Here is a 15093-nt window from a genome sequence, read left to right on the forward strand (position 1 = left end):
AAATGCTTCAGCACCCGGGCTAGGTAACTATGTTGTCGCCACCGGCCTGTCGGGTGGCGAAATCACCATCGAAATTTCCGTCCCTGCGGGCTTCCGTTATGGCGATCCGGTTGTCTCTGGGCTTCAGATCGTGGGCCGGTCGTACAAGATTGATACCTTTGAAACAGTTGCGGACAGCATTGGTGGGAACGATGTCATCCTGACCGGCGGCGGCGATGATATCATTCTTGGCGGCGCCGGTGGCGACATGATCAACAGTGCCGGCGATGCCGACATGGGCCGGTTCGATGCCGATACCGTTTTGGGCGACGGCGGTTTGTTGACCTTCCTGCGCACCGGGCCTGTCGGGCTCGCCGAATTTGGGGAACTGCGCGAGATCATCAGCCGCAACGGGTCCGCTGCTCCGAACTACGATGACGTGATCTTTACCGGTAACGGTACTGATCGGGTGATCGGGGGTCAGGGGAACGACATGATCAACACCGGCGATATCTTTGAACATAACGGTGTCGATGATGCGGTGTCGGGTACAGATGTCATTGCACGTGGCATCAACTTTGGCGCACTTGTTCACGAAGGCTGGGTCGACGGGATGCCAGGATACGTGGCGGCGGGCAGCTGGGTGAACTTTGTCGATCAAGGCAACCTGCCTGACAACCATGGTTGGGGTAACCACTACAACAGCAAATACTACAAGAAGTATGCGGAAACGATGCTGACCGCCGACGGTATTCGCATCACAATTGGTCAGGACCTTGATGGCAAGAAAGTACGCAGGGTAGATGTTGAAGAGCACGACCAGATTAACCCAGACACCCAGAATGGTCGTCTGTACAACGGATATATCTACGCAAAATCCAAGAGCGAGCTGGGTGTGGACGTCTCTGGTCTGGCCAACGTTTACGGGAACGGCCGCTATGATGTGTATCTCTACGTCGATGCCGAAGATCGTGATGCGGCGCGCAATGGTGGATACCGTCTGGTGTCGATCAACGGCGATGACATCAGCCTGAACGATCCACGCGGCACCAACTTTACCGGAGAGTTCGTCGAATACGATCCGCTGAACCCCACGGTTCCTGCCAATGTGGTGATTTTCCGCAATGTCAGTGGGGATGCCTTTGAGCTGCGCATAAATTCCGGCGGATACCTCAAGAACGGCAAATGGTACCTGTACGATCGCGACACGCCCAGCCTTGCAGGCATCCAGATTGTCGGCGGTGCTGACAAGGACAACGTCGTGCGGCAGGGTGACCTCGACACCGATCTGGTCTTGGGCGATCAGGGCTTTATGCGGGTATTCGACAATGCAGTGTTCGAATTTGGATCACTCACCGGTGCCCCCGGCACAGCGAACGATACAATCTTGGGCGGTGACGACGGTGATGTCCTGATCGGCGGTGACGGTAGCGATACGATAAATGGTCAGGACGGCGATGACCGTATCGTCGGAGATAACGCGCATGTCATCATCATTCGCGGTAACATTGTCGGCCTTGACCGCTTCAAGGGTGACAACGACGCGAAGGACGACCACAAGAAGTCGCTGGACAAGATCGACCCCTTTACCATCGTTGGCCTACAGTTGACGGATGTCACTGTCGGCGGTGACGACGTCATCGAAGGCGGTCGGGGCGACGATTGGTCGTGGGGCGGCAAGGGTAACGATACCTATGTATTCGCCGGCGGCGACCTGGGTGCAGACCGCCTGGTGGAAAGCGATGTCAATGAAAATGACCGCTCTCGCAAAGATTATGGGAAATACGACACCACGCCCGAAGGGTTGTTTAACGATGCCGGAGATTCACTCGATTTCAGCAATTTCATCGGATCGGTTGATGTTGATCTGCGTGATGGCAGCCGCCAGATCATCAATGGCAGCCACCACCATGGCAAGGACGACGACCGCCACGATGACGACAAGCATGGTCGCCACACCATCAACCTATCGCTGATGCTTTCAGCGCCCGGCGGCTTCGAGGATGTATCAGGCTCAGCCTTCGATGACACAATCAAAGGCAATGACCGCAACAACGCCATCGTCGGCAACGACGGGAACGACCAGATTTATGGTGTGTCGGGATCCAACTTCCTGGATGGTGGGGCCGGTGATGACTGGATCAACGGCGGCTCTGGTCGGTTCGAAGATGGACGCGACCTTCGTTATCGCAGCTACGCCAGCCAGGTGATCCTGGGCGGCGCGGGGAATGACAAGCTTTACGGTACCCAAGGTAAGGATCTGATCAGCGGCGAAGACGGCGATGATGTCATCTATAGCGAGGGTGGGGCCGACATCGTATTTGGCGGGCGCGGCAATGACCGTATCAAAACATCCGGCTATAACAATATTGTCGTCGGTGGCGAGGGCGACGATGATTTGTATGGCAAGCATAAATCCCGCGACGAATACGTGTTTGATGATTACGGATCATCGCAGGGCGACTTTGCCAGCCATGGCAACTATTCCGAGTGGTCAAAGAAATCCAATACCTATGTCGGGGGCGATCTGGACGAAGCTCTTCGCATATGGGTGACTGAGCAATTCCTGGCCACTTTCGCCCAGGATTTCGCGCGTATCGACCTGACGTATGACGTGGCCGGCACCAGTTCGTTGCGCTTTGCAATGGCTGCTTTCATCTTGTCGATTTCAGCACCTTGAAATCCAAAGCAAAGTGCTACTAAGATACCCTTATTATTTGTTTTTTTACCCGCTGAGGAAATAGGCAGGCCATTTCCTTGTGCGTTTGTGCTAAGTATCTTTCGATATAAATTTTAGTGCGAGGAACGACGCTTTGGGTGAGTACAGCACGGCGGCGGGAGAAGGCTCCGGGCAGGACCCGTTTCTGAACGCGGATACCCTGGAGAAACTGCGCAACGGCACGGACATGATGCAGGTCGCTGCGGCATGGTTAGCGGCGTTCGCCAAACAGACATCGGGTATTCAGCAGGGGCTGGTCGTGATGGCGGGCACCGGCAAGGCGAAATTTGAACCCGTTGCGATGTGGCCGGACGGTGCCAGCCCCGCCCCCGAGCTAATGCGTGCGGTTGACGGATGCCTTAAAGGCAAGCGCATGTTGGTTGAAACCGGCAGTCAGGAAAACGCCGCCATTGCAGTTCCGATGATGATCGGCGGACAGTTGCGCGGTGCCCTTGCGGTGCTTGCTGACAATTCCGCAGATACCGATCTCCGGCGCGTAGTCGACCAGTTGCAATGGGCCTCTGGCTGGATCGAAGCCGTGGTGCGGCGTCAGCGGCTTAGCGGTAACGACAATCTTGTCACTGTCATAGAACTGTTGGCGACCAGCCTGCATTACACCCGTTTTTCGGAAGCGGCCACGGCAGTGGCGACCGAACTTGCCGGTGCTTTGGGGTGCGAACTGGTCGCGATTGGCATGATGCGCGGCAGGCACGTGCGGCTGCGGGCCCTGTCGAATTCGGCGACCTTTGGCAAACGCGCTACATTGGTGCGGTTGATCGAAGCGGCGATGGACGAAGCCGTGGATCAGCAGGCCGTCATTTCCCATCCGCCGCTTGAGGGGTCACCGGCCCGAGTCCGGCGTGCGCACACCGCGCTCGCGGATCACGAGGGCGGTACCGGGCTGTGTACCGTCCCCCTGACAGAGCAGGGAAAAACCATTGGTGCCATGTTGTTGCAGCGCAGTACCAAGGAAGGTTTTGATGCAGGGGGCGTGCAGATAGCCGAACAAGCGGCGGTGTTGGTTGGCCCGGTATTGGATATCAAACGGCGCGAAGATCGCTGGTTGCCCACCAAAACCTAGGAGGCGACCAAGAACTTTTTCAAGGCACTTTTCGGCCCGCGTCACGCTTTGTTAAAGCTGGGTGTCATCGCGCTGATCGCGATTGCCGCGTTTTGCTGGTATGCCACGGGCACCTACAGGATCACGGCCACAACGACCGTCGAAGGCAAGGTCCAGCGCGTCGTGACTGCGCCGATAGCCGGGTTTCTGGTGCAGGCCGAAGTACGCGCGGGGGACCTTGTCACGCAGGGGGCGGTCATGGCGCGGTTGGAAGACCGCGATATCCGGCTGGAGCGGCTCAAGTGGTTGGGCGACCGCACGAAACAGCAGCAGGAATACAGCCAGGCCATGGCGCAGCGTGAAAGGACACAAGCGCGGATCCTGGCGTCGCAGATCGAACAATCGAACGCGCAGATTGATCTGCTGGACCAGCAGCTTGAACGCATGACCATTCGCGCCCCATTCAGCGGGTTGGTGGTTTCGGGGGATCTGAGCCAAGCGCTTGGTGCGCCGTTGGAACGCGGCGATGTTTTGTTCCAGGTCGCGCCGTTGGACGAATACCGGGTGACCATGCGCGTTGACGAGCGTGACATTCGCGAGATCACAGTGGGTGACAGTGGCCCGCTGGTACTGAGCGCGTTGCCCGACACGGCCTACCGCGTTGCCGTGCAACGTATCACTCCGATCTCAAGTGCGTTGAACGGGGCGAATGTCTTTGACGTAGAGGCATCTATCGAAGAAGGGCCGATCGCGGCGCTGCGACCGGGCATGGAGGGCGTGGCCAAGATCGAGATCGACGAGCGCCGCTTGGTGGAAATCTGGACCCGCCGACTGGTGCTTTGGGCGCGCATGACCCTGTGGTCCTGGAGACCGTAAGCCAGTGGCCGGTTCACTCTTTTCGCCATCTTGGTACCGGGTCAAGGACCTGAAGCCACGATTGCGCCGACATGTGAACATCTATCGTCACGACTACCGGGGTCGGATCTGGTTCATCCTTCAGGATCTGGCCACGGGTCGGTCGCATCGGTTTTCGCCCGCGGCATATCGCTTGGTCGGGATGCTGGACGGAGAACGTACGTTGGGCGAAGTCTGGGATATTGCGAACGAACAGCTTGGCGAACGCGCGCCCACCCAGGATGAGGCCATCCGCCTGCTGGGACAACTGCATGCAGCGGATGCGCTTGTCGCCGATGTGTCGCCCGACAGCCGCGAACTGTTTCGCCGCCACCAGCGACATAACCGCATGGAGATCAAGCAAAAGATATGGTCGCCGCTGGCTGTGCGGATTCCGATATGGGACCCTGACCGTTTCTTGACGAAAACGCTGCCTGTGGTGCGCCCCTTGCTGACCAGGGCCTTCGCGCTGATCTGGCTTGTCCTGGTACTGACGGCAGGTGTGTTTGCGGCAATGAACCTGGGCGCGCTGACATCGAACATAAGCGACCGCGTTCTGAACCCGGGAAATCTGGCGATCTTGTGGCTGGTCTATCCCGTGGTCAAAGCATTTCACGAATTGGGCCACGGCTATGCGGTCAAGAAGTTCGGCGGCGAGGTACATGAAATTGGAATCATGTTCCTGGTGCTGATCCCTGTGCCCTATGTCGACGCCTCTGCCGCCAATGCCTTTCGGGACAAGCGCAAGCGCATGCTGGTGGGCGGCATCGGCATCATGATCGAATTGCTGCTTGCATCGATCGCGCTGTTTGTCTGGCTTAATGCGCAATCGGGCGCGGTAACCGCCGTGGCGTTCAATGTCATGTTGATCGGCGGCATTTCCACCCTGCTGTTCAACGGCAACCCGCTATTGCGGTTTGATGGCTATTACGTCTTGGCAGATTTTATCGAAATACCCAACCTGAGTGGGCGTTCCACGAATTATCTGTCATACTTGGTGCAACGCTATCTGTATGGCGTGCGTGACGCAGATCAGATCACATCGCTTTGGTCTGAACGCATCTGGTTCGTTCTCTACGGTGTCGCGGCCTTTATCTATCGCATGTTCATCATGTTCGCGATCATCGCCTATATTGCGGGCCGTTTTTTTATCATCGGGGTGGTGCTTGCCATTTGGGCTGCGTCCACGCAGCTTTTGATCCCCATTGGAAAAGGGATGAGTTTCTTGTCAGGAAGCCCGAAGCTGCGCACCAACCGGCCCCGCGCCATAATGACCACAACCGCTATTGTTGCGGCGCTCCTGGCGTTGCTGTTTCTGGTCCCGTTCCCATCCTACAGCATCGTTGACGGGGTCATCTGGCCCAGTCAACAGGCACAGGTAAGGGCAGGGACCAACGGGTTCGTCACCAAGGTTGCGATCGGGTCGGAACAGAAAAAGGTGCGTACCGACGATTTGCTGTTGCAGCTGGACGACCCTTTCATGCGCGCCCGGCTTGAACTGATTGACACGCAACTTGCAGCGCTGGAAATCCAACGCAGCGCGTTGATCAGGACTGACCGGGTACAATCGGCGTTGATCGCCGAGGAGATGGATGTGGTATTGAATGACCGGGCACGGCTGATTGAAGAACTGGACGCACTGGATATCCGGGCCCCGCGCAACGGGGTTGCGGTTCTGCCCAATGCTTCTGACCTTGTGGGAAGCTTTATCGCAAAAGGCTCTGTTGTGGGCTATGTTGTGGCGCAGCGCGATACCCAAACCGTGCGGGTTGTGGTGAGCCAGAACCAGGTTGACCTGGTACGCAACGACACGCTTTCGGTAAGTGTCCTTCCCGTCGAATGGGAGGCCGCACCGGTGCGCGCCGTGGTATTGCGTGAGGTCCCCGGTGCCACCCAACAATTGCCGACCCCTGCCTTGGGCACCGCCGGCGGTGGCAAGGTCCCGGTTGATCCCGCCGATCCCCAGGGCGTTCAGACGCTTGGCCGGTTTTTCGAGTTCGAGATCTTGATGCAGTATCCTTCGGAAGACATTCTGCTGGGTCGCAGGGTTCGGGTCCGGTTTGATCACGGCTACACCCCGATGGGGTTTCAAGCCTATCGCTCGCTGCGTCAGCTGTTTTTACGGCTCTACAATGTCTGACCGGATGATCCTCAGGCCGGGGTTGCTGGGCGGGTTCTATCCCGAACGCAGTGACGAGATACTGAGCACGCCCGACCGGATCATGGCCAGCGCCTATGGGCGCATTCAGCAACTTGTCGCGCGCAGGCCTGTATCAAAACGCCTGTTTCTGCGCCGCGTCCGGCGCGAGGGGCGGGCGTTGCAGACCCTTGGCAATGACGAACTGATGGCCGCGCGGATCGCATTGGGCGAAGATCTGCGGGTGCGCGGGTTGGGGCGGCGCAACACTGCGCGCGCGTTTGCACTCGTGCGCGAAGCATCGGGCCGGGTTCTGGGGATGCGGCATTTTGATGTGCAACTGGTCGGCGGTCTGATCATGCTGCAAGGTAAAGTCGTCGAGATGGCAACCGGAGAGGGCAAAACCCCGACCGCCACATTGACGGCCGCAGTCATGGCCCTGTCAGGTGTTCCTGTACATGTAGTGACGGTGAATGATTTCCTTGCCGCGCGTGACGCCGAATGGATGACCCCGTTGTTTGAGTTTCTCGGTCTGAGCGTCGGCGTGATCCTTGAAGATATGGACGTCGATGCGCGTCGAAACGCATATGCCTGCGACATCACCTATTGTACCAACAAGCAGCTCGCCTTTGATTACCTGAAGGACCGTTTGATACTGGAGGCCGAAACACGGCCCTTGCACATGGCGCTGGAGGGGTTGCTGCATGAGCGTCCGCGCCGCGAGCAGGTGATGATGCGCGGGCTGTGTTTTGCAATCGTCGACGAAGCGGATTCCGTCTTGGTCGACGAGGCGCGAACGCCGCTGATCATCGCGCAAAAAGGCGACACGACGGAGATGGAAGCGATCTATCGTCAAGCGATCAATACTGCGCGGTCGATGCAGACCCCCCGCGATTTTACTGTTTCAGAGCGTGACTTTCGTATCGATATTACCGATTTGGGCAAGGCCCAGCTTCGGCGGTCTACCCAGCAGCTCGGCGGTGTCTGGGCAACGGAATCGCACCGTGAAGAATTGGCCAAGCAGGCGCTTTCAGCGTTGTGGTTGTACAAACGCGGCAAACACTATCTGGTTCAGGAAGAAAGCATCCAGATCGTTGACGAATACACCGGTCGCGTCATGGCTGACAGCTCCTGGGAACGCGGATTGCATCAGATGATCGAAGTCAAAGAGGGCTTGAACATCTCGATGCGGCAAGAGACACTGATAAGGATCAGTTACCCAAAATTCTTTCGCCGGTACATCCGACTTTCCGGGATGTCGGGCACGGCCCAGGAAGTAGCGGGAGAGTTGAGTGGTGATTGCGGTAGACCAGGTATTTGATGCGGCGAGCGATACATTCGGGGTACGTCTTAAAATGGACAATCCCGAAGGAAAACTGGTTGCGGGCATCGATTGCAAAATCGAGATCGCCGACTAAAGAACCTTAACAGGCGCGCATAATTACCCGCTTTCAGAAGACAGCCAAGGGAACCATGCCATGGGACCATGCGTTGCTAGAGCAAGACATGGGGTTCGTTCAGGACCTGCCCGACGTGTTGCCCTTGGTACATGGTTTCCATGTGTCCCATCTGGAAAAAGAGAGTGTCGCCATGACAATGCCCCGGACTCAAATCTTGCTCGCTACAGCGGTTTCACTGGTTGCCGCTACTTCTTCTTACGCGGCCAATAATCTTTCCCCTTCGACCCTGTGGCAGTCAGGCATCCAAATGCCCGAATTTGGCTTCGACGATAGCCTGGTTCGTATCAAGGACGACAAAGGTGGCGGTAAGGAGAAGGACCATGGGAAAAAAGAGAAAGACCATGGCAAGAAGGTAAAAAAGCATGAAAAGAAGCATGACAAGGAGCTGAAGAAGGCTGCCAAACGTCATGAAAAGCAGCTTAAAAAGCTAAAGAAAGATGAACATAAAGACGACAAGAAGCACGCGAAGGTCGACCGTGACATCACACACGAAGACGTCAAACATGCAAATGAGCATTTCATTCAAAGAACCAAGCGGTCAGAACATGATCGCGTCACGGCATCGCAACATGTGATGAATGTTCCGGCCCCTCAGGGCAGGGATATGAAAGCGCTGTTGTCTGCGGTGCCTCTGGCCCTGCTGGGGCAAAATCTTTCCATAGATGATGTACAGAACGAACAATTGCTTACCTATCGCAACTGTCCTCCGGGTCTTGCAAAGCAAAACCCGCCATGCGTGCCCCCCGGATTGGCCGCAAAGGGCGTGACCTATGACGAATGGGTGTCCTACGATGACCACGAACTGCAAAAATTGTATGCGGACCGTCGAGATGACTATTTGCAGACAGAAGACGTCGACGTTCATGATATCGAACAGGTCGACGATACCGGCCTATTGTTGAACTCTGATCAGGTCGCGCAGTTGTATGGCTTGTCCGCGGCCCCGGTCGGACAGCGCTATGCATTGATCGATGGCATGCCGGTATTGCTGGAAAATCGCAACTATGCGGCGCTCGCGCGGATCAACGATATGGCACGGGTCCCTGTGCTTGGCCAAGGGATCCAGGTCGCCCCGACCGCTGCGCTGACACAATCCGAGCTTATGCAGACCTACCGCCTGCCGCCGCTGGACAATGGTTACAGCTATACGGTGCTAAACGGCGAAGTTCTGGCACTGGAGCAAAAAGCATTTGAAACGCTGCAACTGATCAGGATCGCACGGGCCGTATTTTGATAATTCAGTAACGTCGTGTATGAGGCGAACTGACGAAGAAATGATTAATTTTCGCTGGGGCTTGCGCTACAAACGCGAGCCCCAGTTTTGTTTTTTAGGGGGTTGATCCATCCGCCGGCGGGGGTTCGTACAGCGCGCGGTGCAGATAGGTCACTCGCCCACAGGTGACCTGAGCGGTCGGCTATCATCAATCGTATACGGAAGGATATAACGGTTATTCCTCAGCTCCGAAGCAATGCTAATCAAGATTTAATATGATGAATGCATTGTTCTGCACAATCGGTTCGGGGCTAAGGCAGGTAAATGGCATTGAAGATACATCAGGTTGGCAATGGCCCAATCTCTGAATGGTCGCGCACTTGCAAAGCGATCACGCGGATTCTGCGGCGCTTTGTGCCGTCGCTCTATCCGTTAGCCAGTTTCAATCCGATGGGGACGGCGGTGGTTTTTATCAGCCTCCTTCTAGGGCATAGCGCCTATGCCCAGCAACTTGTACTGACCCCAACCGGCAACCCCTCGGTCGTGGGTAACGGGGTGGGAAAGCGGGCAATTTGGTTCAATTCTGGTACTGTTGGCGGTACCCCGGTGGATATTGTCGGGAAATTAACCAGTACCAGCCTAGACCATATATTCGCGACCGGGAATGGCCAGATACAGATCACGTCGATTAACCAGGACCCTCATTTCATTGAATTCAATATATTCCAGGCGGGGACCTATGACATTGACTCTGATAGTGGCGGGATACCAGTTGTCGCGGATGTGAACATTCAAATCAACGACATCGACGGCCCTGCAAACGAACAAGTCTATGCAAACATTTGCGACGGTTCGATAGAATACGTGCGCATCGATAGATCCGCGACCACCTATCGCGGGTATATCGAAGGGCCAGACGCCGATTTGGGCACCGAGGTGTTCTTTCTTGCCGGTGATCGAAATTACAGCAATCAACCGATTTCGGGGCTTGAAATTCTCTATCCTCAAACCTCGACCTTCAGCTTCGGTCGTACAGCCAACCCTGGGTTTCTCGTCCGCCTCGCAAACCCAACTTATGACGAAACCCAGACCTATGATTTGAAATGTGCCGACTTCAAAACACCGATTTTGCAAGATGATGTAAAAGAACAGGTGTTGAGCGAGCCGGTTGTTCAAAACATCTTGTTCAATGACAGCGTGTCCACAGAGAATAACAATCCACCGGCAAATAACAGCGGTCAACCGAGCGAGTACGCCAAGCATGCAGTAGATCTGATCGCCCCCGCCGGTGCCATCAATCAGGTATACGGACCGGAAGGTCACTTGAGGTCCTTCGACGTCATCGGCGAAGGGACGTGGAGCTATGGCCACTTGAGCGGAGAGCTTACATTCACGCCCTTTGCGGGCTTCTTCGCCGCTCCGACCCCGATCGACTACCGGTTCGTTTCCCCTGTCATCCTGCCTGGGGAACCCCAGGCATATTCCGCGCCGGCCACGGTGTCTGTCGACGTCGGTTCGGTCGGGTTGCTCAAGCTGGCACAGCTCGTTGATACCAACCTCAACGGGTATGCCGACGCAGGGGAGATTATCGCCTATGTGTTCACCGCAGAGAATTTCGGGAATGTCGATCTCACCAACGTGACGCTTGCCGAAACCGAATTCAGCGGCAAGGGTGTCCCCCCTGTCATCACGTTTCAGGCGGCGACTTCGCTGTCGCCGGAGGGCACGCTGCTGGTCGGAGAAAAGGCAGTCTATACCGCCAGCTATACACTTGTGCCCGAAGACCTGGATACAACCATCAGCAATCAGGCACGCGTCAGCGCCCAGACCCCCGGCGGTACGGCTGTGTCAGATTATTCGGATTCGGAAAATCCCGGTGACGGCGATGGGGTGCCGAGCAATGGACCGGGTGAAGGCCGGGACGACAAGACGACAATATATGTAGGATCGGGCCCTGATAGGGGCGATGCGCCTGTGACTTACGGTGACCCGCAACATGGCGACACATCAAGCTACTGGATCGGAACCGGAAACGGCGACGGGGATTCATCGACGCAGCATTCGGTTGACGCCAGCGCGGATGATCTCGATGGAACCGATGACGAAAGTGATGAAGATTTTCCCCAGCTTTACGGCGACCTGACGCGTCCTGTTACAGTTAGGGTAAACGAACCCGTACCTGGTACCGGATATCTACAGGCATTTGTGGATTTCGGCGGTGACGGGACTTTTCTTTCGTTGGGAGATCAGATTGCGACAGATATCCGTGACGGAGGACCCCAAGACGTGGACGGTGCAGTCAACGGAAGCATAACTTTCCCTGTCACAGTACCTGTCACCGCAGTTTTGACGCCGACTTTCGCGCGTCTTCGTTGGTCTTCGGCTAGCGGCGTCGACGCAGTATCGACAGCAATTGATGGGGAGGTCGAGGATTATGGCATCACCATAAAAACGCCTCCCGATGCTGACCGGGGCGACGCCCCTGCCAGCTATGGCGACCCGCAACACATTGTCGAGGGACCGGGCGCGCCTGAGATATACCTAGGCAGCATACCGCCCGATGTTGATTTGTTGTCTCAGTCAAACGCGAATGCTTCGGGCGATGATATCGACGGGGTAGACGATGAAGACGGGGTGAGTTTGCCGACATTATATAGAGGTGGTTTCGCGGATATCACCGTGGCTGTAAATGATCTCGGCAACCTGCCGCAGAGGTCGTCGTATCTCCAGGCATTCATTGACTTTGACGGGGACGGCACTTTTTCACAACCGGGTGAACAGGTCGCTTTGAACCTTCAGGACGGGGGGCCATTGGACAAAGACGCTACCACCAATGGGTCCATCACGTTTGAAGTATCAGTCCCATCGGGAGCGACAACAAACCAAACATTCGCGCGGTTTCGCTGGTCAACAGATAATTCAGGTCTGGCGATAAGTTTCGACGGCGAAGTAGAAGACTATGCGGTGTCATTTTCAAGTGATCCACCGCCGTTCATCTGCGACGCAAGCCTTTATCGCTACGACAGTGGTTCACGCGTTTTCCAACGTCTGAACATTAGCTCGGGCGGGAATACCTATGACGTTGGCTTCCAGAACTCCGGGACAGCGCCACGAAATTTGAATGCGAATTGGGGCTATAACGACCTGGATGGTTATTTCTATACGTTGCGCCCCGGACGGCGTGATCTGTATCGGTTGGATGCGTCCGGCAACTTCGTGGATCTAGCCAATCTGCCCAATAGCGCTGCGGTGGGCTCCATTGCCGGTGACATCTTGCCCAATGGAACGATGATATACGTAGATGAGGAAGACAGTCTTCAGCTGGTCAGTCTTGCCACACCTGCTTCTCCCACGGCTTTGGGTACGCTTCAATTATCCCAGGCCGTCGACGTGCAGGATTTGGCGTATAACCCGACGGACGGGTTCTTGTATGGGATCAATCAAAATTCGGGCCGTGCATTTCGCGTCGATGCAAATAACGGCCTTCCGGGTTCAGTAACGGTCACAGAATTTGGCCCAGCCATATATGGGGGTACTTTCGGATCAATGTGGTTTGACGAGGATGGGAGGTTGTATGGATACAGCAATACCACAAATAATTTCTATCTCATCGACACGGTTACAGGAAACGCGACACTGATCGCAACAGGGTCGTTGGATGAGGGCGGCGATAGTGATGCCGCATCCTGTCGGGGCAGGGCACCGCTCAAGTTTGGGTCCATCACAGGGAACGTGTATGAAGATTTGAATAATTCAGACGTCAAGGAAGCCAATGAACCCAATCTTGGTGCCGGGATCCGCATAGAGTTGTACCTCGATAATGGCACACCCGCAGATTTCAGCGACGATCTTTTGATCAAGACCGATGATACATCTGCCGACGGTACCTATGTATTTGACGATTTGATGATCAACCAGACCTATCGGATCGAATTGGACGAAACCGACCCCGATATCGGTGCCGGCAAGCTGATTGGCACCTCAAATCCGATAATTGGCGTCAGCGTTTCTGCGGATGCCCCGACGACCGGGCGGAACTTTGGCTTTGACCCGTCTGGTGCCGATTTAGAGATTACCACCTATGCGGCGGCAGCGGGCACCACGACACCGATCACATCGGCGGTGCCCGGCGATACTGTAGATTGGGTCGTGTCAGTCACCAATACGGGTACCGGTTCACCTTCCGGGGTCAAGGTGATCGATCTGATCCCAAGCGGGTATAGCTATGTCGCAGACAGCGCTCCGGCGACCGGCGATACCTATGATTTCACTACCGGCCTGTGGTTTGTTGACGAAATATTGAGCAATACCACCGAAGTGTTGATCATCACCACCACCGTGCTTGCCACGGGGGAGCATACCAACAACGCAGAGATTATCTATAGCTCCCTGCCTGATCCTGATAGCGACCCGAACACCGGCGCTTTGACAGATGACCTGAATGACCAGATTTCAGACGACGATGAAGCCGCCTATGCGCTTCAGATAAATACCGGAGACCGGCGCTTGTCTGGTCGCGTATTCGTGGACAACGGCGCAAACGGGGGGGTGGCACATGACGCTATAATAAATGAGGGTAACGCCGGACATCGCTTGTCAAACGTGGACATTCTCGACAGCGCCGGAGCGATTTTGGCGACGCCCCCGATTGCGCCCGATGGAACGTGGAGCTATCTTCTCTCGTCTTCCTATACCGAGGCCATAACCCTCGTTGTCACGCCGGTTGCAGGCTACCTCGCTATTTCGGAAAATACCGCCGATTTACCTGATCTGGTGGCCGGTGATCCTCATGACGGCCAGTTTACCTTCACGCCCGAGATGTCGGGAACGCAGACAGGACTGGATTTCGGCGTGGTGCAGGTACCCGGTCTGACGAAAGACAGAACAACAACTGTCGGTCGTGGTCAGGTCGTGACGCTCAGCCATATTTACACGGCAACATCCGATGGGGCCGCCAATGTTTCGATTGCCGAAATCGCGTCGAACCCCACGGATGCGTTTGTGGCCGTGCCGTATCTTGATGCGGCCTGTGATGGGTCGGCGCTGACACCCATCAATGCACCCATAGCGGTCACGGCTGGGCAACAACTCTGTATCGTCGCCCGAGTATCCGCTGGCTCTGGCGCGGGAGCGGGCAGTAACTTTGACTTTCAGCTCAATGTAACGACTGAGTTTGACAATACACCCGTCACAAGCACCACAAGCAACACCGATGAGGTGGTCGTCGCGGCGGAGCTTGGGCAGGTCACGCTTTCAAAAACCGTCACCAACGAGACCCAGGGTCTGACCGAGGGAACGTCCAACCAGGGGAAGGCGGGAGATGTTTTGCTGTATCGGATTTATCTGGAGAATTCATCTGACGCCCCGGTCAACAACCTCAATATATATGATCGGACGCCGCCCTATACGCGTTTGACAGAACCGGTTCCAGATCCCGTAGTGGTAACGCCAAACCTGACATGCAACGTCGTTTCACCGCTCCCGAATACCGCAAATTACCAAGGGTCGCTGGAATGGAACTGCACGGGATCGTTGTTCCCCAATGAATCAGGTTCAGTCTATTTCCGGACGGAAATTTCACCATGAAGCTGACTATTGTTGACCAATTCTTTCCGGAGTGACACGAAGACC

7 protein-coding genes are annotated in these 15093 nt (G+C 55.9%); all 7 read left to right on the top strand.

What is annotated here, in order from left to right; all coding sequences use genetic code 11:
* Positions 1 to 274: 274 nt before the first annotated feature.
* Positions 275 to 2659 (top strand): calcium-binding protein, encoded by a 2385-nt coding sequence (locus AC13DE_RS05075; protein WP_483047330.1) that lies wholly within the window; start codon positions 275 to 277, stop codon positions 2657 to 2659.
* Between the two features lie 133 nt (positions 2660 to 2792).
* On the top strand, positions 2793 to 3779 hold the full coding sequence (locus tag AC13DE_RS05080) for a GAF domain-containing protein (RefSeq protein ID WP_483047242.1): 987 nt from the start codon (positions 2793 to 2795) through the stop codon (positions 3777 to 3779).
* Positions 3780 to 3827: 48 nt separating this feature from the next.
* A complete protein-coding gene (locus AC13DE_RS05085) occupies positions 3828 to 4634 on the top strand; it encodes an efflux RND transporter periplasmic adaptor subunit (RefSeq protein ID WP_483047243.1) in 807 nt (268 codons plus the stop codon).
* Positions 4635 to 4638: 4 nt separating this feature from the next.
* Positions 4639 to 6792 (top strand): peptidase M50, encoded by a 2154-nt coding sequence (locus AC13DE_RS05090; RefSeq protein ID WP_483047244.1) that lies wholly within the window; start codon positions 4639 to 4641, stop codon positions 6790 to 6792.
* Positions 6785 to 8110, top strand: coding sequence for a preprotein translocase subunit SecA (locus tag AC13DE_RS05095; protein ID WP_483047245.1), 1326 nt, complete (start codon positions 6785 to 6787; stop codon positions 8108 to 8110). The genes AC13DE_RS05090 and AC13DE_RS05095 overlap by 8 nt, the downstream gene beginning before the upstream one ends.
* Before the next feature lie 152 nt (positions 8111 to 8262).
* Positions 8263 to 9483 carry a transketolase gene (locus tag AC13DE_RS05100; RefSeq protein ID WP_483047246.1) on the top strand — a complete coding sequence of 407 codons (1221 nt, stop codon included), beginning with the start codon at positions 8263 to 8265 and terminating at the stop codon, positions 9481 to 9483.
* A 303-nt stretch (positions 9484 to 9786) separates the two neighbouring features.
* Positions 9787 to 15048, top strand: coding sequence for a DUF11 domain-containing protein (locus tag AC13DE_RS05105; RefSeq protein WP_483047247.1), 5262 nt, complete (start codon positions 9787 to 9789; stop codon positions 15046 to 15048).
* The last annotated feature ends 45 nt before the right edge of the window (positions 15049 to 15093 follow it).

The sequence above is a fragment of the Sulfitobacter sp. L-8 genome (assembly GCF_056859255.1).